The organism is Gorillibacterium massiliense (assembly GCF_000455485.1).
GTDB lineage: Bacteria > Bacillota > Bacilli > Paenibacillales > NBRC-103111 > Gorillibacterium > Gorillibacterium massiliense.
Genome location: NZ_CBQR020000152.1, coordinates 36083 through 62594, shown reverse-complemented (window position 1 = coordinate 62594; position 26512 = coordinate 36083). Strand labels below are relative to the sequence as shown.

The 26512-nt window shown below is 53.9% G+C and carries 25 protein-coding genes; 9 read left to right on the top strand and 16 right to left on the bottom strand.

From position 1 onward, the window contains the following. Window positions 1-170: 170 nt before the first annotated feature. From nifH to TJ79_RS21705, 8 genes are all read left to right on the top strand, one after another. Window positions 171-1049 carry a nitrogenase iron protein gene (gene nifH / locus TJ79_RS21740; RefSeq protein WP_040952450.1) on the top strand — a complete coding sequence of 293 codons (879 nt, stop codon included), beginning with the start codon at window positions 171-173 and terminating at the stop codon, window positions 1047-1049. 52 nt (window positions 1050-1101) lie between these two features. After that, window positions 1102-2046: a cysteine synthase A gene (gene cysK / locus TJ79_RS21735; RefSeq protein ID WP_040952449.1), complete on the top strand. Its 945-nt coding sequence runs from the start codon at window positions 1102-1104 to the stop codon at window positions 2044-2046. Between the two features lie 39 nt (window positions 2047-2085). After that, window positions 2086-3426: a nitrogenase component 1 gene (locus tag TJ79_RS21730; protein ID WP_040952448.1), complete on the top strand. Its 1341-nt coding sequence runs from the start codon at window positions 2086-2088 to the stop codon at window positions 3424-3426. Window positions 3427-3485: 59 nt separating this feature from the next. After that, window positions 3486-5042, top strand: a complete 1557-nt coding sequence (locus TJ79_RS21725; RefSeq protein WP_040952447.1) for a nitrogenase component 1 — start codon at window positions 3486-3488, stop codon at window positions 5040-5042. Window positions 5043-5101: 59 nt separating this feature from the next. Next, complete coding sequence (locus TJ79_RS21720) at window positions 5102-6163, top strand: ABC transporter permease (RefSeq protein ID WP_081757072.1); 1062 nt, start codon at window positions 5102-5104, stop codon at window positions 6161-6163. Beyond that, window positions 6157-6987 carry an ABC transporter ATP-binding protein gene (locus tag TJ79_RS21715; RefSeq protein WP_052339855.1) on the top strand — a complete coding sequence of 277 codons (831 nt, stop codon included), beginning with the start codon at window positions 6157-6159 and terminating at the stop codon, window positions 6985-6987. The genes TJ79_RS21720 and TJ79_RS21715 overlap by 7 nt, the downstream gene beginning before the upstream one ends. Window positions 6988-7008: 21 nt before the next feature. Continuing rightward, window positions 7009-8193 (top strand): ABC transporter substrate-binding protein, encoded by a 1185-nt coding sequence (locus TJ79_RS21710; RefSeq protein WP_052339854.1) that lies wholly within the window; start codon window positions 7009-7011, stop codon window positions 8191-8193. Window positions 8194-8374: 181 nt separating this feature from the next. After that, complete coding sequence (locus TJ79_RS21705; protein ID WP_040952446.1) at window positions 8375-9214, top strand: hypothetical protein; 840 nt, start codon at window positions 8375-8377, stop codon at window positions 9212-9214. A 233-nt stretch (window positions 9215-9447) separates the two neighbouring features. Here TJ79_RS21705 and TJ79_RS28285 read toward each other — a convergent pair whose 3' ends face one another. The 13 genes from TJ79_RS28285 to TJ79_RS21645 all read right to left on the bottom strand — a co-directional run bounded on the left by TJ79_RS28285 (window position 9448) and on the right by TJ79_RS21645 (window position 21796). Continuing rightward, window positions 9448-9597 (bottom strand): hypothetical protein, encoded by a 150-nt coding sequence (locus TJ79_RS28285; RefSeq protein ID WP_238323106.1) that lies wholly within the window; start codon window positions 9595-9597, stop codon window positions 9448-9450. A 414-nt stretch (window positions 9598-10011) separates the two neighbouring features. Further along, window positions 10012-10680, bottom strand: coding sequence for a PDDEXK family nuclease (locus tag TJ79_RS21700; protein WP_040952445.1), 669 nt, complete (start codon window positions 10678-10680; stop codon window positions 10012-10014). A gap of 408 nt (window positions 10681-11088) precedes the next feature. Further along, window positions 11089-11514: a GNAT family N-acetyltransferase gene (locus TJ79_RS21695; RefSeq protein WP_040952444.1), complete on the bottom strand. Its 426-nt coding sequence runs from the start codon at window positions 11512-11514 to the stop codon at window positions 11089-11091. A gap of 12 nt (window positions 11515-11526) precedes the next feature. After that, window positions 11527-12285 carry an amino acid ABC transporter ATP-binding protein gene (locus TJ79_RS21690; RefSeq protein WP_040952443.1) on the bottom strand — a complete coding sequence of 253 codons (759 nt, stop codon included), beginning with the start codon at window positions 12283-12285 and terminating at the stop codon, window positions 11527-11529. Continuing rightward, a complete protein-coding gene (locus TJ79_RS21685; protein ID WP_040952442.1) occupies window positions 12278-13018 on the bottom strand; it encodes an amino acid ABC transporter permease in 741 nt (246 codons plus the stop codon). The genes TJ79_RS21690 and TJ79_RS21685 overlap by 8 nt, the downstream gene beginning before the upstream one ends. Window positions 13019-13030: 12 nt before the next feature. After that, window positions 13031-13885, bottom strand: a complete 855-nt coding sequence (locus TJ79_RS21680) for a transporter substrate-binding domain-containing protein (RefSeq protein WP_040952441.1) — start codon at window positions 13883-13885, stop codon at window positions 13031-13033. Window positions 13886-13897: 12 nt separating this feature from the next. After that, window positions 13898-14905, bottom strand: a complete 1008-nt coding sequence (locus tag TJ79_RS21675; RefSeq protein ID WP_040952440.1) for a glutathione S-transferase C-terminal domain-containing protein — start codon at window positions 14903-14905, stop codon at window positions 13898-13900. A gap of 37 nt (window positions 14906-14942) precedes the next feature. Beyond that, complete coding sequence (locus TJ79_RS21670) at window positions 14943-15905, bottom strand: glutathione S-transferase family protein (RefSeq protein WP_040952460.1); 963 nt, start codon at window positions 15903-15905, stop codon at window positions 14943-14945. A gap of 51 nt (window positions 15906-15956) precedes the next feature. Beyond that, window positions 15957-16928: a glutathione S-transferase family protein gene (locus tag TJ79_RS21665; protein WP_040952439.1), complete on the bottom strand. Its 972-nt coding sequence runs from the start codon at window positions 16926-16928 to the stop codon at window positions 15957-15959. A gap of 27 nt (window positions 16929-16955) precedes the next feature. After that, window positions 16956-17387 (bottom strand): GNAT family N-acetyltransferase, encoded by a 432-nt coding sequence (locus tag TJ79_RS21660; RefSeq protein ID WP_040952438.1) that lies wholly within the window; start codon window positions 17385-17387, stop codon window positions 16956-16958. 236 nt (window positions 17388-17623) lie between these two features. Beyond that, on the bottom strand, window positions 17624-18505 hold the full coding sequence (locus TJ79_RS21655; protein WP_040952459.1) for a UbiA-like polyprenyltransferase: 882 nt from the start codon (window positions 18503-18505) through the stop codon (window positions 17624-17626). A gap of 44 nt (window positions 18506-18549) precedes the next feature. Continuing rightward, a complete protein-coding gene (locus TJ79_RS21650; RefSeq protein ID WP_040952437.1) occupies window positions 18550-19833 on the bottom strand; it encodes an aspartate aminotransferase family protein in 1284 nt (427 codons plus the stop codon). 31 nt (window positions 19834-19864) lie between these two features. Further along, entirely contained in the window at window positions 19865-21796 is a 1932-nt protein-coding gene (locus tag TJ79_RS21645; RefSeq protein WP_040952458.1) for a peptidase U32 family protein, read from the bottom strand. 378 nt (window positions 21797-22174) lie between these two features. Between TJ79_RS21645 and TJ79_RS21640 the strand changes: the two genes are divergently transcribed. Beyond that, window positions 22175-22858: a DUF421 domain-containing protein gene (locus TJ79_RS21640; RefSeq protein ID WP_040952457.1), complete on the top strand. Its 684-nt coding sequence runs from the start codon at window positions 22175-22177 to the stop codon at window positions 22856-22858. Between the two features lie 63 nt (window positions 22859-22921). Here TJ79_RS21640 and TJ79_RS21635 read toward each other — a convergent pair whose 3' ends face one another. From TJ79_RS21635 to TJ79_RS21625, 3 genes are all read right to left on the bottom strand, one after another. Beyond that, complete coding sequence (locus tag TJ79_RS21635; protein ID WP_040952436.1) at window positions 22922-23290, bottom strand: RidA family protein; 369 nt, start codon at window positions 23288-23290, stop codon at window positions 22922-22924. Between the two features lie 160 nt (window positions 23291-23450). Then, window positions 23451-24866 (bottom strand): argininosuccinate lyase, encoded by a 1416-nt coding sequence (argH, locus tag TJ79_RS21630; protein WP_040952435.1) that lies wholly within the window; start codon window positions 24864-24866, stop codon window positions 23451-23453. A gap of 360 nt (window positions 24867-25226) precedes the next feature. After that, a complete protein-coding gene (locus tag TJ79_RS21625) occupies window positions 25227-26471 on the bottom strand; it encodes an argininosuccinate synthase (RefSeq protein ID WP_040952434.1) in 1245 nt (414 codons plus the stop codon). Window positions 26472-26512: the final 41 nt, after the last annotated feature.

Genomic DNA, 26512 nt, shown 5'->3' with positions numbered 1-26512 from the left:
AGCTAATACCGGATGCGATAGATAAGCTCGTCCGCTATCTCATCCGGGCGGAGGGGAACCGCGCCCCGAGGCTAAGGGCGGCGAATAGCACAAACGGCTATCCGGCTTAACCTGTACGCGGCGCTGCTTGCTGCATACTAATTACCATTTTTACACACGGGAGTGAAATTATGGCCAAAAAAGTCAAACAAATCGCCATCTACGGCAAAGGCGGCATCGGCAAATCCACCACCACCTCAAATATCAGCGCCGCCCTCTCCGTCATGGGCTACAAGGTGATGCAGTTCGGCTGCGATCCGAAAAGCGACTCCACCAACACTTTGCGGGGCGGCGAGTACATCCCCACCGTGCTGGATACGCTGCGGGAATCGCCGAGGATCAACGCCCACGACGTGATTTTCGCCGGGTTCAACGGCATCCACTGCGTGGAAGCCGGCGGACCGGCCCCCGGGGTAGGTTGTGCCGGCCGGGGGATCATCACGGCTGTTCAGCTGTTCAAGCAGCAAAAGATTTTCGAGGAGCTGGATCTCGATTACGTCATCTATGACGTTCTGGGTGACGTCGTCTGCGGCGGCTTCGCCGTTCCCGTGCGGGAAGGCATCGCCGAGCATGTCTTCACCGTTTCCTCAGCGGATTTCATGGCGATTTATGCCGCTAACAATCTTTTCAAAGGCATCCACAAGTACTCCAACGCTGGGGGCGCCCTCTTGGGAGGGGTCATCGCCAACTCCATCAACGCTCCCTACTCCAAAGAGATTATCGACGACTTCGTACGGCGGACGAAAACGCAAGTGATGGAATACGTGCCGCGCTCGGTCACGGTTACCCAAAGTGAGCTGCAGGGAAAAACCACCATCGAAGCCGCCCCCGATTCCCATCAAGCGAAAATCTACCGGGAATTGGCCCGCAAAATCGACGAGCACGAAGTATCCCGCGTGCCCGCGCCGATGGAAGTTGGCGAACTGCGGGAATGGGCGGCGAAATGGGGTGAGCAGTTGGTGGCGATGGAAAGCGGCATACTGCCGCCCCAAGCCGTCGGCAATCTGTAAATCCGCGACCTTACGCATTCAAGCAACGGAAAAACGAAAGGAGTGCATCACTATGGCTAAAATCGCCGGCGATTTGACGGAGCTGATCGGCAACACGCCCCTTCTGGAGCTGGCCAAATTCAGCCGCCATCACGGGCTGAAGGCCCGGCTCATCGCCAAGCTGGAGTATTTCAACCCGGCAGGCAGCGTCAAGGACCGCATCGGACTCGCCATGATTCAAGCGGCAGAGGAACAGGGATATCTCACACCGGAATCGGTCATTGTGGAACCGACCAGCGGCAATACGGGCATCGCCCTTGCCTTCGTGGCGGCATCCCGGGGCTACCGGCTCGTGCTGACAATGCCCGACACCATGAGCCTGGAGCGGCGGAACCTGCTGAAGGCGCTGGGGGCCGAGCTTGTCCTCACTCCCGGAGTGGAAGGCATGAGAGGCGCTGTGCGGCGCGCTGAACAGCTGGCAACGGAAATTCCCGGCGCCTTCGTCCCTCAGCAATTCAACAACCCGGCCAATCCGGAGATTCACCGCCGGACGACAGCGGAGGAAATCTGGCGGGATACCGACGGTAAGGTGGACCTTTTTATCGCGGGTGTGGGAACCGGCGGCACCGTCACCGGAGTAGGCGAGGTGCTGAAAGCCCGCAAGCCCGGTGTGCGGATCGTCGCCGTAGAGCCCTACGATTCCCCGGTGCTATCGGGCGGTGCGTCCGGCTCCCACAAAATCCAAGGCATCGGAGCCGGATTTGTTCCCGGAATATTCAACCGGGAGACCGTGGACGAAATCTACAAAGTGAAAAACGAGGAAGCCATCGAGACCGCCCAGGAACTGGCCAAACGGGAAGGGCTGCTGGTAGGCATTTCCTCGGGAGCCGCGGCATTCGCCGCCTTGAGCCTGGCAAGACGCCCGGAAAACAAAGGCAAGACCATCGTGGTCCTCCTCCCTGACACCGGCGAGCGCTACCTGTCCACCGTCCTTTTCCAGGAACCGGCGAGAGTTTAACGGCATGACTATTTTCCAATCGAGAGGAGTCCCCAGCTTATGAGCAAAGTCGTGGAACGCCCCCGTTTCACCTGCGCCCTGGGCGGCGCCATCGGCACCATCCAAGCCCTGCCCCGGGCCATTCCGATCCTCCATTCCTCCGCCGGCTGCGGCGGCAATCTGGCCGGCGCCTTGAGCGGCGCATCCGGTTATCATGGTGGCAGCTACTGCGGCGGAAACACGCTGCCCAGCTCCAACGTATCGGAGCGGGACATCGTCTTCGGCGGCGAGGAACGTCTGACCGAGCAGATCGAAAACACCCTCAAAGTCATGGACGGCGACCTTTACTTCGTCGTTACCGGGTGCATGGTGGAGATGATCGGCGATGACGTGCACCAGGTTGTGAAAAAATTCGCAAATAGCGAGCATCCGGTTTTCGGTACGGAGACCACCAGCTTCAAAGGGAATTCTTACAAAGGCTACGACGACGTGTTACAAGCGTTAATTCGCGACTTCGTAGAGCCCGGTGTGAAACGGGAAGCCCTCACCGTCAACCTGCTTGGTATTGTCCCCTTGCAGGACGTGTTCTGGAAGGGCAACATCGATGCCTTAAAAGAGCTGCTGAGCAAGCTCGGCCTCACGGTGAACACCTTCTTCGGCACCGGCGAAACCATCGATAACCTGCGCTATTCCGCCAAAGCCGCGCTCAACATCGTCGTCTCCGACGTGTACGGTCAAGCCGCCGCGGATACCTTCACCGAAGTCCATGGCGTTCCGTCGCTGACGCTGCCTTTTCCCATCGGAGATCATGCCACCACCGAATTCCTCCTGGCTGTCGCCAAGGAACTGGAGCTGGACAAAGCCGCGGTAGACAAGGCGATCGGTGAGGAACGGAAAATCTATTACGATTTCCTGCAGCGGCTGGCGGATTCGTACAACGACCTGGACTTCCAGCGCTATGCCACCGTTGTCGGCGACGTAAACTATGCCCCCGCCCTCACCCGTTTTCTGGCGGACGATCTGGGATGGCTGGCAGAGCTCAGTATCGTCACAGACCCGCTTTTACCGGACCAGGAGGAGCTTGTCCGCAAACGCTTCGCCGGCTTCCGCTCGGGCTTTGCGCCGGAAGTGGTGTTCGATACCGACGCCATCAACGTCGGCAAGCATATCAACCGCCACTGGGCTCCCTCACGAGGGCAAAAATTTTACGAAGGCTTCAACCCCGGCTTCATCATCGGCAGCGTCATGGAACGGGATACGGCGGAAGCACTGAAGGTTCCTCTCCTCGCCGTCAGCTACCCCATCACCAACCGGGTCGTGCTGAACCGGGCGTATGCAGGCTACAAGGGCGGACTCACTTTGGCGGAGGACCTAATCAGCCTGGTGGTCGCTCACCGTTAGATCATCGTTATTTCTTCGCCAACAACCATTAACGATATGAATGAAGGAGGAGACGACCCATGGATTTTCTCGAGCAAAAAGCCCCTCCCATCCGGGAGGATCGGCTTGCCGCCTGCGGTGCCTACGGCGGGTCCTGCTGCGACCTGTCCGGCCAATCGAAAAAAGGCGGCTGCCTGTTCAACACGAAGCGCACCTTCTCCCAAACCCAAGGCTGCCAGCTCAGCCTGAGCCTCGGCATGGTCGCGTCCATGCGGGATTCGGTGGTGGTGGTACACAGCCCCGGCGGCTGTGGCGCCAACATGCTGCAGATGGCGGGCATCAACCGGGTTTTCCAGAAGCTGCGCAGCGAGTCGGCCCGGGGGCTACGCTGGATCAACACCAACCTGGACGAAGTCGATGTTATCCAGGGCGGCGAGAAGAAGCTGAGGGAAGCCGTGCTGCTAGCGGAAAAAGAGTTCCGGCCGGAAGCCATTCTGGTGATGAACTCCTGCGTGCCCGCCCTGATCGGCGACGACATCGACGCCGTGCTGGATGATCTGCAAGATCAGGTGAACGCCCGTATCGTGCCGATCCATTGCGAAGGCTTCCGCACGAAAATCCAGGCGACGGCCTATGACGCGGTGTATCACGGTATTCTCCGCAATCTCGTCGGCGAGGACAACGCGAAAACAAAACGAGTGTTGAGCGACGATCCCTTGACGGAAGCCGAGCGGCAAGCCAGGATCAGTCGAACCGTCAACCTACTTAACGTCGGCTCCATGAGCCGGGTGGATGAGATCGAGCTTACGCGGATTTTGAATGCACTGGATTTGGAGGTGCGGGTGCTCCCCTGCTTCTCCCATCCCGACGACTTCACCTATTCCTATGAAGCAGCGCTGAACGTGAGCATCTGCGCCACCCACGACGATTATTTCGTGGAGCATTTCCAATCGAAGTACGGCGTGCCCTTCGTCCTCCGGACGATCCCCATCGGCATCGCCAACACGAACAAATGGATCCGCGACATTGCCACTTTTTTCGGCATCGAGGAGCGGGCGGAACGGTTCATTGCCGCCGAAACTCAGGAGCTGAACCAAGCCCTCGTGCCATACCGCAAGGAGCTTTCCGGCAAGCGCGTCTTCCTCACAGGAGGCGAAATCCGCATCATGACCACGGCGGAGCTGATGCACGATCTGGGCATGGAGGTCATCGGACTCCGCGGCTATCACTTCGACAAGTTCGGCGAACGATTGCTGGATGAGTTTTTGGAAGACGTGCCGGAAGCCGACGGCGCGGTGTTTAATGTCGGGGCGGGTCAGCTTTTCGAGCAGGCCAATCTACTCAACCGGCTTAAGCCCGACCTGTTCGTCGGTCACAACGGATGCAATGGCTCAGCCGCGAAGCAGGGGTTCCCGATCTTCCCGTTGTTCGGCCAGAGCAACGATTATCTCGGCTATCAAGGGGTATTTGAAGTGGCGGCGCGAACCGCCCGTATGGTGCGTAACCCCGCCTATAACCGTAATCTAGGCCAAAACACGAAGCTGCCCTACCGGGAGTCCTGGTATGCCGAAGAGCCCTTCCGCTACATCGACCAATCCGCTTTGGAAGACGAAGGCGCCGAACCGGTGCCATTCTGAGCACCGACCTGCCTATTTTTCACCGCTTACCTATTTCAAAAGAAAGGAGACCCGGGGCTATGGCAAATTGGAAAAACCGCCTGCTCCTCTTGGCCGGCGTAGCCAATGTCAATGTGGCTTATGCGGATCAAGCCGAGCCGACGCCAGTTGCGATCCGCAAGCGGTTCGAACATCTCGGTCGAAATATCGTCTGGCTGCCCCTCGCCGCCGTTATCGCCGCCCTTCTCATCCATCTGTTGGCGCCGACGCGAAGCACCTTCGAGCCACTGCATCCTTATTTTCTGTACGTGTTATCCATCTCCGCGATCATCACCCTCGTCCTGCCGCTGCATTCGCTGCGCAAGCATGAGCAGGCGGGCATCGGCTACCGCCACCGGTCGCTGTTTCTCGCCGCCGTCATCACACTCTTAAACGTGCTTAACTATTTGACGCTGAAGACTGACGTGCTGCCCGCCCTCTATTTTCCGCCGCTGGACAAAATTTTGGCCGTGATCGTGGAGGACGCCGGCTTCCTGCTGAAATGCATCGGGCATTCCGCCAAACTGCTGTTTACCGGTTTCTTTTTCGGCGCAGTAGCAGGATTGGCCACCGGCATCAGCGTCGGCTTCAGCCGCAAATGGGCATATTGGATCAACCCGCTGATCAAGGCCTTGGGTCCGATTCCCGCCACCGCCTGGACGCCCATCGTGCTGATCGTGTTTCCCACCAGCTACACGGCCAGCGTCTTCATGATCGCCTTCGCCGTCTGGTTTCCCACCACCGTCATGACCAGTAGCGGCGTGTCCAATGTGCAAAATTCCTACTTTGAAGTGTCCAGCACCTTGGGCGCAAGCACTCGTTACCAAATATTCCGGGTCGGCGTGCCAGCAGCCATGCCCAGCATGTTCATCGGCATTTTCAACGGCGCCTGCGCTTCCTTCATCGCTCTCATGACGGCGGAAATGCTGGGGGTCAAATACGGCATCGGCTGGTACATCAACTGGCAAAAGGAAATGCTCTCCTACGCCAACGTTTACGCCGGCCTGCTGCTCATCGCCGTCAGCTTTTCCCTGCTGATTACGCTGCTATTTCGGGTGCGGGACCGGGTGCTGCTCTGGCAAAAGGGCGTGATCAAATGGTAACCGCCGTGGCAACGGAAACCGACACACAGCTCCAAGCTTCGGCTCAAACCGGGGAAATCGCCATCCGCCAAGTGAAAAAGTCGTTCATCCAGCCGACGGGCGAACCCATCGTCGCCCTGAGTCAAGTGGATACGGTCATCAAGCCCGGGGAGTTCGTCTCCCTGATCGGCCCTTCCGGCTGCGGCAAATCCACGCTGCTGCGCCTTATTGCCGGACTGCTGACGTCAGACGAAGGCACGCTAGAGCTGGACGGAAAAACAATCCGGGAACCTAGCTACGAAAGAGGGCTGGTGTTTCAAGATCCGACGTTGTTTCCCTGGCTGACGGTAGAAGACAATGTTGCCTTCGGCTTAAAGGCGAGAGGCGTCTACAAAACAAAAAAAGCCGAAGTCGCCAAATTTATCGGCCTCGTCGGATTGGAGGGCTTTGGTAAGTCCTACCCCCACCAATTGTCAGGCGGCATGGCCCAGCGGGCTTCTCTCGCCCGGGCGCTGGTCAACGAGCCGAAGGTTCTGCTCCTGGACGAACCGCTAGGCGCTCTCGATGCCTTCACCCGCATGAACATGCAGGATGAGCTGATCCGCATATGGCGGGAGCGGGGAACGACCATGGTGATGGTCACTCACGACGTAGATGAGGCCATCTATCTGTCTGACCGCATCTTAGTCATGACCACCCGACCGGCCCGGATCGAAACCTCCATCCAGGTGGAGCTGGCCCGGCCCAGAGCCCGGGGCAACCCAGACTTTATGCAGCTCCGGTCGCGGATTCTGGACATTCTCGATTTTGCCGGCAAAGTGGATGAACCGGCTTATTATTTATAAAGAAATAAGGAGGAACTTATCGTGGTTAATAAAAAAACGAAAAAAGCCCGCAAGGTGAAGCGGGCCGCCGCCTTGATCGCCGCTTTGGCGCTGACGGCAGCCCTCTTGCCGGCCTGCGGCGAGCATTCATCGGGCGCCGCGTCTCCCTCGGCATCTGCAGCGGCGGCGGCCTCTCTAGCGCCAGCTTCGACTGACGAGCATGCAGGACACAACATGGCCGCAACATCCGCTCCTACAGCGGCAACCGCCCAACTGGCAGCAGCGGTGGATAAAATCACCGACAATTACGTGCTGAAAATCGGCTTCGGCGGCGGGCTTTGCGAAGCGGCTTTGCATATCGCCATCGAAAAAGGCTTTTTTGACGAAGCGGGCCTAAAATACACCACGACTAAAGTCGATTCTGCCACCTCCCTGGAACTGATCTCCACGAAAAAAATCGACGCCTCTTTCGGCCTCTTAGCGAAAATGGTCCAACCCATCGAGAACGGCTTGGACGTCCAATTGGTCACCGGCGTCCATACGGGATGCATCCGCATTCTCGTTCCGGCAAACAGCCCCATCAAGAGTCTGGCAGATCTGAAAGGCAAACGCATCGGGGTGCCCGGTCTCGCCTCCAGTCCCGCCATGCTCGCCCAGCGCGCCTTGGCACGAGCCGGAGTAGGCGTAACGGAGAAGAAAATGGAGGTTGAATTCGTCAACTATGCGGCAGCCGATCTCCCCCTCGCCTTGAAAAATGGCGCGGTCGATGCCATCGCCCACAGCGATCCGCAAGCCATCATAGCCGAGAAGGATCAAAACCTGAAAGAACTGCTGAATACAGCCACGGACCCCTACTTTAAAAACGAATACTGCTGCGTCGCCTATTTACGCCGGGACATCATAAAGGAACATCCGGACGTAGCCGCCGCCTTCGCCCGAGCCGTCCAAAAAGGTGCCCACTGGGTAGAAGAACACCCGGAAGAAGCCGCCAAGCTGCAAGTTGACACGAAATGGGTGCCGGGGGATCCGGTATTGAACGGGCAGGTCCTCGCCTCTTATGACTTCCGTCCCTCGGGCAGCGGAGCGAAAGAAGCGCTTAAGCTTACCGCTGAAGATCTTAAACAATTGGGTCTCCTGAAGGCCTCCACCAATATCGACGAGCTGGTGGAACGCAGCTACATTCACCTGCCAGGCGTCGAGGACAACGATGTGACGTTGAACAAATAAATGACTATCATTTCCATTAAACAGCCGCCGGCAAACCGGGGCTGTTTTTGTTTTTGCAGTGCCTGCCGCTTCGGGCTATACTGGAGGAATGACATCGGCAATTTTTTGCCACTTTCCAATGGTATGATGCGTAGTAAAATAGATACGAGAGATTGCCTGTACGAGGAGGAAACACAAGATCATGCTGGATAAAGAAAAGGCCTATTCTTTGTTGGGGTTGGACGTAGCCGCCACATACGAGGAAGTCGAGAAACGCTACGCCCTATTGGCGCGCAAACAACGAAACCTGAACGAGGACGGCAGCCCAACCGGCGAACCGACGGCGGAGGAAATCAACGATGCGTACAATTTCATCCGAAACGCCGCCCGCGAGGAAGCAATCCGGAAGCTGGAGCCGAAAAATAAAACCGTGGCCCGCATCGGCCATTTTTACGAATATTACCGCTGGTATGTCATCGGAGCCATCGCGGCAATCGCCCTTATTATCTACATGACCACCAGCATCATCCACAATCGCCAAGCCGATAAGCTGATCGCGAAAGCCGATTTGAAGGTTTCCTTTTATACGGAATATGATATTCAAGAACCCCAACCCTTCGAGGACAAGCTGCTAGGCGGAATTCCCGCATGGAAAGACATTTACATGGTCACGCAATACTCGCCGACCAATCCCACGGACCAATACGGCATGACGATGCAGCAAAAAGCCGTCGTGACCATGGCCGCGGAAAAAGCCGACCTCTATATCATGGACAAGGCGAACTTCGATACGTTCGGGCGGCAAGGCGGCTTTCTCGATCTGACCGGACAGACAGGCACCGATCAAATTCCGGCGGATAAGCGCACCACCGTCGACGTGGAAGATGAAGGCACCCAATGGACCGCCGTCGATATCTCCGACAGTCCAGCGCTCAAAAGCCTGAACCTTCCTGCAGGCGAATACTACGCTACCGTCCGCGGTAACGCCAAAAAGACCGAAAACGCCCTGGAGGCGTTGGAGTATTTGGCTTCCGAGAAGTAATGCGGAAGAAGCTGCACGTTTGCACGAACGCATTCTGCAAGAAGAACCGTAACCGGCGCCCGCTCAGGGGCCGGTTTTTCTTTTGGGGGCACCCTATGGTATCTCTTCCTTTCCTTAATTGCATCGCCACTCGACCTGCCCTCACCCAACGCCCTGCCAAGCCCACCGCTTGCCAATTCTGCGCACCAAGACGGTCCCGCTCCCTCTACCATCCCTATGAATCTATCCACCAATTAACCCATCAAACCCATCAATCCCAGCACTCCCAGTACTCCCAGCACTCCCGCATTTCCAGCACTGTTAGCACTTCTAGCACTTCTAGCACTCCCGTATTTCCAACTCTCCCGCACTTCCAGCTCTTCCAGTTCTCCCGCCCACGTCACTTTATCGCCGGTTGTAAAATCTACAATTGAATTTCCATATTTTAGTTGATATGTGGACTTCAATTGTACAAAGTACAGGTGAATGCGACCAAGAGGCCATACAAGGCCCTACTGCCTGAATTCAATTGTACTTTTTACAACTGCGGTAGCCAAAAAGGCACTTCAGCCTCCTTTCTCCTGCACTTTTTACAATCACCCTAGAACCAACTAGCTACTTCTCCCACTCCCTTTGTCTCCCAACTCCCTTACTTTCCTTACTTCCCTTACTTCCCTTACTTCCCTTACTCCCCCTACCTCCCTTACTTCCCAACTCCCCCTGTCTCCTTACTTCCCTTACTTCCCCCTACTTCCCTTACTTCCCCGACCTCCCTCATTCCACTTACTCCCCCTATTCTTCTCCTCATCATGAATCTCTTACAGTAGGGAACGAAGCGAATCTTTCCGTACTTCGTAGTAACGGACCCCGTTATTCCCCGGTATTGGGTCAATCAAGCCTTTGGCTGCCAGAGACTGAATATGCCGCCTAGCCGTGCGGAAGTTAATCCGCATGTGCTTTTCGACATCGAGCGGCCTTACCACTCCACCCAACTTCCACGCCAGGCGGAGAACTTCTTTTTCAGCCACGAGTGTCGCAACATTCTCTTGGCTTTGCAACGCGATAGAAGGGCTAAGAACCAGTTGGAGCAGCATCCGGCAGATTTCCGGGCGATTCAACACATCATCATACGAAAAATGAATCACCCTCCACCCCATCCCCATCAGATAAGCATCCCGGTTCAAGCTGTAGCTAAATCCATCCCGATCCATATCCCGTACATGCGTCTGAAATCCATCGCACTCGATCCCCAAATCGATATAACCCGGCAGAAAAGCGAGATCCAGAAACTGCGATTTTCGGTTCCAATCATACACTTCATACTCCGGATGCAAGTTGTCCAAATTGCCGAATAGCGGCCACCAAATGTTTTTCACCAGCAGCTTTTCGGCGTGATTATGTCCTCTGATCAGACGGCCCTTCCTCTCCCCTGTGCGAAGTTCTTGATGATGTTCCAACCATAGCTTGTACGCCTCTTCAAAATGCATAATCTACCCTCCATTTCAGCCCCAAAATAAAAAACGCCCCTTCGCCAACGGCAAAAGGACGTTCTTCGTCATGTTCCTACTCAAAGTATAACATGGTATAACCAATTTATACCATAAATATTTTCGTTTTCCATACAAAACCATTATCGCACCAAAGGACAATAATCGAACATTCAGCCCAGATCCCGGTAAAAATAAAGGAACAGCAGCAGCATCTCGGGCGGCAAGGGGGCTTTCTCGATCCGACAGGGCAACCGGGACCTATCAAATCCCCGCGGATAGGCGCATGACCGTCGATGTGGAAGATGAAGGCACCCACTGATCCAGCGTCGACATTTCCGACAGCCTAGCGCTCAAATGCCTGAACCTTCCCGCATGCGAATACTACACCACAGTCCGCGGCAAGTGTCATATAAACTCCATCCGGATCAAATCCTCGATATGAGACGGATGATAGATCGCCATGCCCGTCTTCATCCTGCGGAACCCTTGTTTCTCATACCAGGCGATGGTATCCGGATGTGTATACAGCACCACGTTACAGGAAGCCGTTTCCTCAAGAATGAGCGAAATGATTTTCCTGCCTAAGCCCTGATTATGGTAGTTGGCGTTTACTGCAATGTTGTAGATGGCCGCCTGCGATATGCCATCGGACAACGCTCGGCCGCAGCCGATGACAGTATCACCGTCCAGCACGAACACATTGACGGCGCTGTTCTCGAACGCGGTTCTCGTCTGCTCGGGGCTGAAATCCGTCAGGCCGAACCCGTTCAACAGATCCGTTACTTGCTTCCAATCGATATTCTCCCTGTTTTTCTGAAAGGTATATGCCATGTGCAGCCCTCGCTAAATGACGAAATCAAGTTCCTGATCGCGGTAATAATGAGCGAGAAATTGCCGGGTTCTTTCGGATTTGGGATGCGCGAAGACCTCTTTCGGCGGTCCATCCTCCACAATGACACCTTTGTCCAAAAAGAGCACCCTGGTGGCAACCTTGCGCACGAAATTCATCTCATGAGAGACCAACAGCATCGTATTGCCTTCCTCAGCCGCCTTTTTGATGGTATCCAGCACTTCCCCCACCAGTTCCGGATCGAGGGCGGACGTAGGTTCGTCGAACAAGAGAAGCTTCGGCTGCATGGCCAGCGCCCGGGCGATGGCTACCCGCTGCTGCTGACCGCCGGATAACTGCTTCGGATAATGATCGATCTTGTCGGCCAAGCCTACTTTCGCAAGCTGGTTTGCCGCAATAGCCCGGGCTTCGTCCTTCGGCGTTTTTTTAACGATAACGAGCCCTTCCATCACATTTTCCAGAGCCGTCTTCTGCCGAAACAGATTGAACTGCTGAAACACCATCGCCGTGCTTTTCCGTAGCTCCAGCACGTCTTTTTTCTTTTTCTTTTCCGTGTCGACGGTAAGATCATCGATGGAGATTGTCCCTTGATCCGGAACCTCCAGCAGATTGATCGAACGGAGCAAGGTGGATTTCCCCGCCCCGGACGAACCGATGATGGCGACGACTTCCCCTTTTTGGATAGTCAGATCGATATGATCCAAAACGACTTGCCGATGAAACGATTTGGTCAATCCGCGAATCTCAATCAAAGGCAAGCCCCCGCTTTCTTTTCCGTATGCTTTTAAAATCGATGTCGAGCCGCTTCTCCAAGAAGGCCACTCCCCGCTCGATCAAAATCGTCAAGCCCCAATAAATGAGCGCCAACGAGCAATAGGATTCAAAGAAGCGCAGGTTATTGCCGGCCAATATGCGCGACTGCGCCGTGATCTCCACGACGGAGCAGACAAAAGCGAGAGACGTTCCTTTCATCAAGCCGATGAGAGCATTGCCTAATGTGGGCAGCGCCACGATAAAAGCTTCCGGCAAAATGATCCGCCTCAGCACCTGCCCGTAGGTCATGCCGAGGGAATGAGCCGCTTCAATCTGCCCTTTATCGACGGACAAAAGTGCGGCCCGAATAACTTCGGAATTATAAGCCGCTTCGTTCAGCGCCAAAGCAAACAGGACATAGAAGAGAGAAGGAATCGAGTTCACATTATAGCTGGTATCATGATAATAGTTGTAATATTTCAAAAGAATCGGAATCCCCGCATAGGACAAATACAGTTGAACGAGAATGGGAGTTCCGCGGATAAACGAAATGAATACAACGCTTAGCTGATACAGGACGGGAATCTTTTTGATTCGGATAAGAGCCAGCAGGAGCCCCAAAAGGAGCCCCGCCAGCATCGAAACGGCCGTCAATTCCAAGGTAACGGGCAAATATTTTAGAAGCTTGGGAATAAGTGTGAAAACCAGTTCGATATCGAAAATTTTCGGCATAGGCGTTGTCCTTTATTTGATTTCCGGAGCAAAATCACCGTTCAAATATTCCTTGCTTAGTTTGGAGATGGTTCCGTCCTTGATCAATTCCTTAATCCGGGCATTTACATCCTTCTGCAATTGCTCGCTATTCTTCCCCTTGCTTAAAACCAAATAGCTGTAGGGAACGCCGATGCGGTCGGAGTCTTCCTGGGATAGGGGCACGGCTTTCAGCTTCAGGCCGTATTCCTTTATGTATAGCTGCAGCATGGCGGCGTCGATCAGGTTGAAATCAGTCGCTCCGCTTTCGACGTTTTGCAGTTCGGTAACAAGCTCGGCTTCCGAATACTTCAGATTGACCGGCGTTTTGGCATGTTCCTTGTTATAGTTTTCCAATGCGACGGTGTAGTTTACGCTGGGGCTTACTTCCGTCTTCTTTCCTTCCAGATCGGCGAAAGATTTGATATCGTCCCGGCCTTCCGCCACCGCGATCACGAACTGGTTTTTAAAGATCGGATCGGAGAACAAGTATTTTTCTCTCCTCTTCTCGTTACTGGCAAAATTGTTAGCCCCGATCTGATAGCGGTCCGAATCAAGACCGGCAAAGATGGAAGCGAACTCTGTTTTCTCGATATCGTAGGTATACTGCGGCAGCCCTGCAAAAATCGCTTTTACGACCTGAATATCAAACCCGTCGATCTCATTCTTGTCATTCACGAAGGAAAAGGGCTTGGGAGAGCCGCCTGTTGCAATATGAACAGCCGTTTTTGCCGTCTTCGCGGAGCCGCTATCCTCACTTGCTGATGATTTAGTGTCGCCGCAAGCCGCCGCGGTAAGCAGCAGCGCCGATGCAGCCAAAATGAGTCCAAGCTTCTTGATAACTAACATGTACGTTTCCCCCTAGTTTCTCTTGAATTTATTTTCCGGATCGGAGCTTTTTTCCTTGCGGTTTTGCGGCTCCGACCAGAGCCCTTCATAATCGATCTGATCCCAAAAGCGGGTATTGTAATCGATAAAGATCGTTTCTTTATTTCCGTTGGCTTTAGCCAAATCTCTAAGGTATGTGTTGTTCTTGAAAGCGGGAATTTCGTATAAATCCCGGGCATAGCCCCAAATGTTTTTGAAATCGACGATGCGGTTGCGCAGCGGGCCTAGGTTTTTGAAGTAATAGGTGTCAAAGCGGGCCAGGGTGACGAAGAGCCGGATATCCGCATCGGTGACATAGTCCCCAAATAAAAATCGCCGGGTTTCCAAACGCTCCTCAATCTCATCGAAAGCGGCATACAGATGATTATACGCGTCGTTATACGCCTCGATGGATTGGGCGAACATCGCCTTATACACGCCGTTGTTGACATTGTCGAACAAGTAATCGTTGTACCGGTCGATCTCTTCCCTCAGTTCCGCCGGGTATAAATCAGGCGCGCCTTCTTTATGGAAGGGAGCAAACTCCTTCTCCAAATAATTGGTCAGCCAAACGTAGTCGTTGTTGACGACTTTCTTGGTGGTGACGTCGACGATGGCGGGAACCGTTGCCCGGCCTTTATATTCCGGATCTCCATTAGCATACAGCTCGCTTAAAAACTGCACGCCCAGTACGGGGTCCGTGCTGTTTTCATCGAAAACGAACTCCCAGCCGAGATCTTGCTCGTGCTTGCCGCGCCCGACCAGATTGATGCTAATGACGTCTTCCAAACCCAGCAATTCTCTCACGATGGAGGCGCGATTGGACCAATGGCAGCCTTTCGCCCAAATCAACCGGTAGCGGCCGGCTTCAACGGGCAGTTTCCCTTCGCCGTTTCCAAAAGGAGTCGTAAAATGATTTTTTTGCCGCACGAAGAACCCTTTTTCGTTGATTTCGTTTTCGGTTTCTTTCGGCCTTACCCTCACATTTGCACTTTGAGCCATTGCAGCTCCCTCCTATCGATTTCTCTATGGTTTAAAATCATTGAAACCTTGCTGCTCTGCCGTGCTCCGTATGCCAGCCGGAGAGATCGGGACCTTTCGGCAGAATGCTGGAAAACGTACGGTTCGGATCGTTGGTGATAGACAGATGGTAATGCTTTTTGATCGCATCGAAATCCGTCGTATCCCCAAAGCCGGGAGTTTGGAACAAATCACGGGCATAGGCCCACAAATTCGGAAATTCCACAAGGCGATTGCGGTTGACGCGAAAAGCCGTGTTATACGCAATATCGAAGCGGGCCAAAGTGACATACAGTCGGACATCCGAATCGGTTATTTGATTTCCGAACAAGTAGCGCTGGGTCGACAATCGTTCCTCCAACTCGTCAAGCAGTTGAAACACGCCGTCGTAGGCCTCTTCGTACGCTTCTTGGGAGTGGGCAAAGCCGGCTTTGTATACGCCGTTGTTGATCCCGTGAAAAATCCGCTCATTCAACTCGCGAATGTCCTTCCGCAAGGCAACCGGGAATAAATCCGGCGCGCCTTCCTTATGGAACCTTTTCCATGCCGTTTCAAAAAAGTAAGTCAATTCATGGTAGTCGTTTTGGACGACTTTCTTCGTGGCAATCTCGACAACCGCAGGCACTGTCGGCCTGCCTTTATAATCCGGGTCCGCGTTGAGGTAAACCTCGCTTATGTAATGAATCCGGAGCACCGGGTCGACATCGTTTTCGTCCAACGTGAACGCCCAATCCACCCGATCCAGCTTTGGCCGCAGCGGGTCCGCCGTTCCGACGCTTATGACATCTTCCAAACCCAGCAGCTTTCGGACGATAATGGAACGGTGCGCCCATGGGCAAACGGGAGACCACAATAGGCGGTAACGACCCGCTTCTACGGGAAGCTCGTTCTCTCCCTCGCCGAATGACGTCGTGAACTGATTCCCTTGCCGCTTAAAAGCGCCTGTCTTCTCGATTTCAATGGGTTTTGCATTTGCGGTCATCGGCTTCGTCCCTCCAATCATTCTCTCGTCTTCCTCTTTCCTATCGTTCGCTTAAAACCGGTTCCGGTCATGAGGCTCGTTCCAGATGGAGAGGTCCGGCCCCTTCGCTAGAAGTTGATAGGGATTGGCCGCATGATTGCCAAGTTGATAACCCCTTTTGATGGAGTCAAAATCGGTGGTATCTCCAAAGCCCGGGGTCTGGTACAAATCTTTTGCGTAATTCCACAGGTTCGGGAAGTCCACGATGCGATTGCGGTTCGTCCGGAAAACAGAATAGTAGGCGGCATCGAAACGCACCAGGGTTACATAGAGACGAACGTCCGCGTCCGTTATTTTGTCGCCAAACAGATAACGCTGGGTGGAAAGTCTCTCTTCCAATTGATCCAGCCGGGCGAACAGTGCGTCATATGCCTGTTCATATGCTTCCTGGGAACGGGCAAAACCCGCTTTATAAACTCCGTTGTTCACATCGTGAAACAGCGTATCGTTGAATGCGTCGATTTCGGCCCGCAGTACCTCCGGATACAAATCCAGCGCGCCTTCGCGGTGAAACGGCTTAAAGGCGGTTTCCAGGTAGTTGGTCAGACGGAAATAATCGTTGTTAACGACCTTTCTCGTCGTAACGTCTACCACCGTTGGAACCGTTGCCCGGCCGCTGTAGTCCGGATCGGTTTCGGCGTATATTTCCGGCAGGTAGCGGATGCCCAGTACCGGATCGACACCGCCCTCATCCAAGGAAAATTCCCAGCCGTTTTCGGTACGGACCGGACTTGCGGTTCCGAGGCTGATCACGTCCTGCAAGCCCAACAGTTCCCGCACGATCACGGCCCGATGGGCCCAAGGACAAATCTTTGCCCAAAGCAACCGGTAGCGTCCCGCCTCGACGGGCAAATCTCCCGGCTGATCGCCGAAAGGAGTCGCGAACCGGTTCTTTTGCCGGTTGAAGGCTCCGTCCTTCGTGATTTCGTTTACTTCCTCGTGCTTCGCGACCTTAGGTGCCAGTATGTTGTTCTCTTGCGTCATCTCGTCTTCATCCTCTCTCCGCTTTGTTTATATTTCTTTTTCCGTATACACAATGGGGATTCTCGATTCTACCTTGATGTCGGGGCGAACCGTATACCCCAACCGCTCATAAAATCCGGCTGCTTGCTCCTGACTCGTAATCACGATTCTGCGAAAGCCGAGTTCTTTGACCCAATCTTCAGCCGCCGAGATGAGGATGCGCCCATACCCTTTGTTCTGATAGCCCGGAATGACGGCTACCCGTTCGATCTTCGCATATCCATCATGACCGGTATTGATGCGTGCCGTCGCCACCGGAATGGACTCATCTTCCAGCAGGAGGTACTGGTACGTTTGGCCATACGCTTCGTCAAATTCCAGATCCTTCGGAATGCCCTGCCCTTCGACGAACGCCTTTGTTCTCACTTCGTAAACACCAGCCAATTGCCAAACGGCGTCGACCCTGAAGATTTTGGTCATCCTGCTCTCTGCCCCCATTTATGGTCAATTCGTATCATTAACTTATAATTCCTATAAGGTAACTAGGAATTAGTTATTTATCATAATAGGTCAGGTGGATTTTTTTGTCAAGATAGGTTTTTTAGATTATTTGGGTATATCTTTCCGTCAATCGACGCGTTCACACAAATGCAAAAAAGCTCCCGCGGGAGTCACGCCGCAAGAGCTTTTCTATGATCGGTTTATCCTCTAAACCCTTAACGCACTAAAAGAAAATAATCGAACACCGTGAAAAACAGGATCGTCATGCTGATCACCTGGTTCAAATTGTACGAAGCCAAATGCATCAACCGCCGATTGGAAGGTTTGATGATGTTATGCTCCAGCAACAGCAGAAGCGAGGCGATGCCGATGCCCACCAAATACAACCAGCCTAAATCCCGGTAAAAATACAGAAAGAGAAGAAGCAGCACCATGATGAAATGCAGCCCTCTAGCTATCCACAGCGCGTTTTGCAATCCGAAGTAACTGGGAATGGACCACAGCCCCTCTTTGCGGTCAAACTCGATGTCTTGGGTCCCGTAGATAATGTCAAAACCGGCGATCCACAGCATGACCACGGTTCCGATGACAAAAGGGGTGAAGGCGATATGCCCCGTCACGGCAAACCATGCTCCAATAGGAGCGGAGGCGATGGTGAAGCCAAGGTACAGATGCGCCAGCCAAGTAAACCGCTTTGCATAGGAATACGTCGACACCAACACGATAGCTACTGGCGACAAGACTAAGCACAACGTGTTCAGCATCCCGGCCGCAACGATAAAGATCGCATAGTTCACGATGACAAAAATGACGACCTCTTTCGATTGCAGCAGCCTTTGGGGCAAATGCCGGTGGGCGGTGCGGGGATTTTTGCCGTCAAAGGTCTGGTCAACCAAACGGTTGAAGGCGTTGGCCCCGTTGCGGGCGCCGACTAGCGCGATGAGTCCCCAAATCATCATATGCCAGGATGGCCAGCCTCCCGCCGCCCATACCATAGAGATAATAGCGAAGGGCAGCGAGAACAGCGTATGGGAAAACATGACCAGCTGGCTGAACATCCTCGTTTTCTTGGCGACGGTTTTGTATGTCATTTTCATGCTCATGAGACGACCATCCTCTTTCTTGTGATCCATCTGCAGGTTTAATTTTCCGCCAATTCGGAGAAGACAGCGCCAAGCGCATCCAGCATGCCCGCCACGTCTTCCTCGGTAATGATCAGCGGGGGTTGGAAAGCCAACACGTTTCGGCCGACACCGTTTTTGCCGATGATGTAGCCGCGGTCTTTCATTTCCTCCAGCACATCATCGGTCAACTCTGCTGCCGCAGCATCCGTTTGAGCCGCCAGCTCGGCGCCCAGCATCAAGCCACTGCCGCGCACATCGACGATCATGTCCGGGTATTGCTCCTGCAGCGCCTCAAGCCCGGCCTTCAACTGCGCGCCGCGCGCTGCAGCCCGCTCCGGCAGGTGCTCAGCTTCGATAAAATCAAGCACCGCCAGAGCCGTAACCGCTGAAACAGGATTGCCTCCGAAGGTGGAAGCTGAAGGGCGGTTAAGCGACGCTGCGATGGCGTCGGTAGTCGCGAAGCCTGCCACCGGTACGCCGTTTCCCAGCGCTTTTGCCATGGAGATAATATCCGGTACTACGCCGAAATGATCCATCCCGAACATCGCGCCCGTCCTGCCGAAGCCGGTTTGAATTTCATCGGCGATAAGCAGTACGCCGTAGCGATCCAACAGTTCCTTCACTTCCCGGAAGTACCGTTCTACGGGCATGATCATCCCACCGTTGCCTTGGATCGGCTCTACGATCATCGCAGCGATAGTATCGCCTTTCTCTTCCAGCACATCCGCCAGTTCGGCCAAAGATGCATCCGCCGCTTCCTCGGGAGACAAAAACGGATGATACGGACGGGGAATGAACGTAACGTCCTCATCCAAGAAACGATCCGTCCGCCACATTTGCATGTGGGTCACGCTCATTGTCAAATTGGTGCGGCCATGCAAGCCGCCTTCCAAAGCGATGAAGCCTTTGCGGCCGGTATGCATCCGCGCCAGCAAGAGCGCACCCTCATTGGCTTCCGAGCCGCTGTTGACGAAAAACGTCCGGCGCAGCTCCCCGGGAAGCACGCCGGCAAGGCGCTCGGCCAAATCCACGTTAGGCTGGGTCAAATATATGGTTGAAGTGTGCTGGAGCTTTCCGATCTGCTCGATGGTTTTTGCCGTAATCGCCGGGTTGCAGTGCCCGGAGGCTACGACCGATACCCCTGCGAAAAAGTCGACATACTCCTTGCCGTTCTCGTCATACAGGTGCTGCATCGAGCCACGGACGATTTGCGGCGCGTCGCGGTAAAAATGAGACGTGCAAGGATAAAAATAAGATTGTCTTTTCTCTTTGACGGCCTCGCGACCGATCGGCTGCGACATGCGAAAGACTCCTCTCTTGATTTACCACAAATTAAAACTGCAAAGCACCCAAGGTGTATCCCGCATAATTAGGCTTCATTCCGGCAAAAAGCTCCCCGCAGCTCTCAAGCTCGTCCAGTGCCTGCCGATATACCGCTAAAATATCCCGCAACTGCTCCGGCTTGTACGTCGCCCCTTCGATGCGGAAGCTGGAAACGCCGGCTTCCTTCAGTTCTTTCATGAGCGGCAGCAGGTTCAGCTCCTTGGCGAACATCAAATGACACCGGCCATGCTGATCCCGGTATACCGGGTTTTCGCCTTTGTCCGTCATGAGCACCAATACCGAATTATCCACGTAATGATTGTCTTCCTCGGCGATGGGCTGAAGCACTTCCGTGTTTTCATAAAGGTCGAGATCCATATACATCAAAGCCGGAGAGCCGTGTACAACCGCTTCTAATGGAAGATTACTCCGCTCCGTCACGGATGACAAGTCCTCCATCGTCAGTTCCGGCGAAAGGGTGACCCGATCCAAACCGAGCCGGGCGTAAAGATCGGCGGCCACGTGGTTAAACACGTTCAAGCTCACGTCGCCCACCAAAGGGTAACCTGCATCTTTGTAGCGCCGGATCGCTCCAACGTTGGTTGCCAGCACTCCGTCGATCGGCAGCGGTCCCGCCGCAAAAAGCTGGTCATATTGGCTGAAGTGGATTTCCCGCATCATCCGCGGCAAGCCCAAGATCAGCTTAGTCTTGCCCTTCAGCTCGCCCAACCGGCAAATATCCGCCTTTGTAAAAGGCTTATCCGGTTCAAACACATCGCCTGACAGATAGAGATAGTCCACGCTAGCTTCTAAAGCTACCTGCGCTTGCACCATATTGTTGACCCGCACCGCCAGTTGTCCCCGCTCTGCCACAGTACCTGCAGGACGGTTCACTTTCGCAAGCCGCTCTCTCAGCATGCCAACCCGATCTTGCGACAGCTCCCGTTCCTCTGTCGGGGTACTGAACACTTTTCCCGTACTGTAAAATTTCCCTGTTCCTTCGTACCGCCGGTTTATATACGACAGCCCCGGATTACCAAAGGCATAAGCCGTGAAAAAATCCCGCTTGCGGTTCTCATACAGTTCATTACTGTCTTTCGCGCGCTCAAAGCCGACCGGATCAGCCAGATAGCGGTCAAGGGCATCTCCATAGGCATTTACCAACATCAGCATGAACTCTTTGTCCCGCATGCGACCTTCGATCTTGAAGGACATGACGCCGGACTCGATAAGCTCGGGCAAATGCTCATACATATACATGTCTTTCACTGCTAATGGATATTCCGTCGGATAGACGTGGCCATCCTTCTTGACCCGGTAATCCCAACGACATGGCTTCAGGCACTTGCCCCGGTTGCTGCTCATACCGAACACTTGGGAGCTGAAATAGCAGTTGGCGCCATGCACCGAACACATATCACCGTGGATGAAATACTCCAGCTCGATCCCACTCTTCTCCTGCAGCAGGCGTGCGGTTTGCAAATCCATCTCACGGGAGGTCACCGCACGGGTCACACCCATTTCCTGCAAGGCGCGGATCATCTCCAGGTTGTGTACGTTCATCATAACAGAGGCATGCATGGGAATGGTAATACCGAGCTCTTGCACCAACGCCAGAACGGCGAAATCCTGAACGATAAGGGCATCCGGAGCCGCACTCTCCAAAAAGCGCAAATAGTCCTTTGCTTCTTCCACATCGGTTTCGCTAAGGAGATTATTTACGGTGATATAGGCTTTTTTGCCGAGATCATGAGCGATTGTGATCGCTTTTACAATCTCTTCGTAAGAAAAATTATATCCCTTGCGGATCAACCGCATATTTAAGCTCGGTCCACCGAAATACACCGCGTCACAGGGAGCTTGCACCACTGCCTCAAAAATCTCAAACGTCCCTGCCGGCGCCAACAGTTCAATTTCTTTTCCGTTAAAATAACGTGCCATCTTCGTCTCGCCTCCCATGTTGTTGGCGCTGCCCGCGTCAAAACGGGGCAACACCCTGCCCAATGGCCAAAACCGGTTCACGGGAATCGATTCTCTCCATCATGCGATCCTGCCCATGTTATGTCTTCCACGATCATGCTTCCGTCAATAAAAAACTTTATCTCGATTATACTGGTCTCACCGGTCGATTGGTGTGCCTTTTTTCACACTTTAATGGTCATCAACCGTTGGTAAAATGCACATCTGCATAAAAAAAATCACTCTTCTCAAACAGGGGTAGGATAACAGAAGAAAGATCCAGACAAGCTAACAATACGTATGTGGAAAACAGGAGCGCATATCGGACGGCTCCAATTCGTCGATACCGGAGGTGATGATATGAGCTATGCGACAATTGCCCTTAAGCTGATCATCGGGTTTCTCGGTCTATGGATCATCACCCGGTTCCTTGGCAAAAAGGAAATCTCCCAACTCACCCCCTTCGCCTTTGTCTCATCCTTGATTTTGGGGGAAATTGTCGGCAACATCATGTACCAGCAGAAGCTTCCCGTGTGGCAATTGGTCTTTGCTTTTGCGGTTTGGGGCGTTTTGACCTATCTGTTTGAATGGATGACCGAACGAGGCAAGAAAATCCAGGCCGTGTTGGATGGTAAGCCGTCGATCCTGATCCGGGAAGGAAAAATAGACCGGTCCGAAATGAAGCGAAACAAGTTAGATTTCGAGCAACTGCGGTTGCTTCTGCGGATGCAGAACGTGTTTTCGTTGCGTGAAGTGCATTACGCACTTTATGAAACAAGCGGCGTGCTGACCGTGATGAAAAAAACAGCCTATGAAACGGTCAAGAACGAGACCCTTCAACTGAGCCCAAAGGAAAAAAGCCTGCCGTTTTTGATCCTCGAAGACGGAAGCATTCAACACGATGCCCTGCAGCAGACCGGAAAGACAGAAGAGTGGCTCATCAAAGAGCTGAGAAATCAAGGTTTTCCCGATTACCGGAAGGTACTGTATGCGGAGTGGACACCGGAGGACGGACTGTTTGTCAGCGGGGGGCATGGAAAGTAGAAAAGAACCCAAACCGCAACGGGCGGACGGGTTCTTTCGCATGTGCCGTTTTTTTATCGTGGATCAAGCCTCATTAGCTTTCTTGTACGCGACTCCATCCAGCATGCACAAGCATACCGGGTTTACGAAATCCGTCGTGGTAGACATTCTTGCCGGAAAGCTGTCGCTCTTAAAGAAGCGATAAAACACATCCCGTGCTTTTCCAAAATCGGAAATGTTCCGAAGATACAGGTTGATCTGTACCATGTCATCCAAGCCTGCTCCGGCCGACTCTAACGTGGCGCGCAGGGCAGTAAAGCTCTCTTCCATTTGATGTACGATATCGTCCTTTTCATAACCTCCGCCATGATGGGCGAGATAAATGAAATCCCCCGCCTTGACGTAAGCCGCGCAAGTATCATCCCCATAATGGGACGCCTTTCTCGTAATCATCCGCCCGCACCCGCTTTACTTCATTTTCCAATACACACCCATTATACCAAACATATGTTCCTATATCAATCTGCATCTATACAACACAAAACGGCAGCCTCCCGTTGAAACGGGAAACCGCCGTATCTTACTTCCGCCAACGTTCCGAGACGCAGCGGTTTTATTTGCTTTTCGCCAAATACTCTTCTACCCAAGCCGCCGTACGCGCCGTTGCTTCTTCCGCGCGGGCGATCGCCGCTTTGACTTGCGGTTGGGCGGTGCCCCCGTAAACGTTGCGGGCTGCCACCACTTGCTCCGGCTGGAGCACTTCGTAGATTTTCTCGTCGAACAGGGTGGAGAAGCCCTTGAATTCCTCCAAGGTCAGATCCAGCAAATATTTTCCGTTCTGGATGCAGTACAGCACCGTTTTGCCGATGACCTCGTGGGCTTGGCGGAAGGGAAGTCCCTTGGTCACCAAGTAGTCGGCGATATCCGTCGCATTGGAAAAATCCTGGCTTACGGCCTGACGCATCCGGTCCTTATTCACTTTCATGGTCTCTACCATGGGGGCGAACAGCAGCAGGGCGCCCTGCAGTGTTTTCACCGTGTCGAACATGCCTTCCTTGTCTTCCTGCATGTCTTTGTTGTAAGCCAGCGGAAGCGCCTTAAGCACGGTCAGCAGGCCGACGAGATTGCCGTAGACGCGGCCGGTTTTACCCCGGACCAGCTCGGCGACGTCGGGATTTTTCTTTTGCGGCATGATGCTGCTGCCGGTGCAGAAAGCGTCATCCAGCTCGATGAAGTGAAACTCGGTGCTGGACCAAAGCACGAACTCCTCGCACATGCGGGAGAGGTGCATCATGATCATGGATGAGTTGGAGAGGAACTCCAGAATGAAATCCCGGTCGCTGACAGCATCCAAGCTGTTCTCGTACACCCCGTCGAAGCCAAGCAGCTCCGCCGTGTAATGGCGGTCGATGGGGAACGTCGTACCGGCCAGTGCGCCTGCGCCTAACGGCAGCACGTTGATGCGCTTGTAGCTGTCTTGCAGCCGCTCGATATCCCGCTGGAACATCGACACGTAGGCCATCAGGTGATGGGCAAACAAAATCGGCTGTGCCCGTTGCAAATGCGTATAGCCGGGAATAATCGTCTCTTCATTGGCTTTGGCTTGGGTGATTAGCGCCGCCTGCAGCTTTTGCAGCATGCCGGCGATCTCCACCACCCGCTTGCGCAGGTACAGGTGCATGTCCGTCGCCACCTGATCGTTGCGGCTTCGGCCGGTATGCAGCTTGCCGCCGACGGGGCCAGCTTCGTCGATCAAGGCTTTTTCCACATTCATGTGGATGTCTTCATCGCCGATATTAAACTCCATTTCGCCCCGGCGGATGATCCCCTGCACCTTCAGCAGGCCGTCGGTGATCTTCTCCACATCATCGGCGGAGAGAATGGCCGATTTGCCCAGCATCTTCACGTGGGCCAAGCTTCCTTGGATGTCTTCCTCCGCCAATTCCTTATCAAACAGGATCGAGGCGGTATATTCCTCAACCAATTGGTCGGTTTTTTTGGTGAAACGGCCGCCCCATAGTTTCGACACGTTGGCAATCCCCTTTCATCTGAGAGTGATCATAAGCGGCTCTGAACGAAAACAACCCTCTAAACAGACCACATCTCGGCGCTGCAAAGCACGATTATTCCTCCAATCGCTGTTGCATCCGGATTCCATGAATGGATTAAACCTCAAGGTAGGAATCCGGCTGCAAAGGCGACCGCTAACGCTGCCCTGAACTATCTTCTATTTGAAGATTGGGTTCAGGCGGCTTTGCCGATTTTCACACGTTCGCTTAGCAACGCTAGCTGCATCGTGTGTTACGGAACAATCTGCTTCTCCGCTTCTCAGGTCTGTTTAGAAAGTCCCGCTTATCGACACTTCGCCGTCATGATCACTTTTTATACCTTACTTCTGGTTCTTGGCGTTTTGTTCGACGCCGGCGGAAACCTTAAGGCGTAACGCGTTCAGGCGAATGAAGCCAGCGGCGTCGCCTTGGTTGTACGCTTGGGTCGGGTCGGCCTCCATCGTCGCGATGTTCGGGTTGTAGAGGCTCACGTCGCTCTTCACCCCGGCGCCGATGACGTTGCCTTTATACAGCTTCAGCCGCACGGTACCGGATACGTTCTTTTGACTCTCGGTAACGAGGGCTTGTAAAGCAAGGCGTTCCGGCGCGAACCAGAAGCCGTTGTAGACCAAGGAAGCATATTTGGCGATAAGGGAATCCCGCAGGTGCATGACGTCGCGGTCCATGGTGAGGGACTCCATTTTCCGGTGAGCGGTGAACAGGATCGTGCCCCCCGGGGTTTCATATACGCCCCGGCTCTTCATGCCGACGAAGCGGTTTTCAACCATGTCCACCCGGCCGATGCCGTGCTTGCCGCCCAACTTGTTCAAGGTGTTCATGATTTCCAGCGGGTTCATCGCTTTGCCGTTGACGGCTACGCAGTTGCCCTGCACGAAGTCCAGTTCAATGTATTCGGATTCGTTCGGCGCATCTTCGGGAGATACGCTGAGCACGAACATGTCTTTGTTGGAATCAGCGCTCGGGTCGAACCAAGGATCTTCCAGCATGCCGCTCTCAAAGCTGATGTGCAGCAGATTGCGGTCCGTGGAGTACGGCTTGGCAGCCGTCGCGGTTACGTTGATGCCGTGTTTTTCGGCATAGGCGATCATTTCCGCCCGGCCCGGGAACTGGTCGCGGAAACGATCTTCGCGCCATGGTGCGATAACTTTGATCTCCGGTGCCAGCGCTGCCGCCGTCAACTCGAAGCGCACTTGGTCGTTGCCTTTGCCTGTCGCTCCGTGAGCGATGGCTGTTGCGCCTTCAGCGATGGCGATCTCCACCATCCGCTTAGCGATAAGCGGGCGGGCGATGCTAGTGCCGAGCAGGTATTGCCCTTCATACAGCGCACCGGATTGGAACATCGGGAAAATAAAATCCTTCGCGAACTCTTCCTTCAGGTCATCGATATAGGCTTTCGTCGCGCCAGTTTTCAGCGCTTTTTCCTCCAGCCCATCCAGTTCGTCCCCTTGTCCGATATCTGCCGTGAAGGTGATGATTTCGGCATCATAAGTCTCTTTCAGCCACGCCAAAATAACGGACGTGTCCAGCCCGCCGGAGTAGGCCAGTACGATTTTTTCTTTTGCCATGATTTCCTTGCTCCTCTCAGTATCCGTCAATTCATATCCAG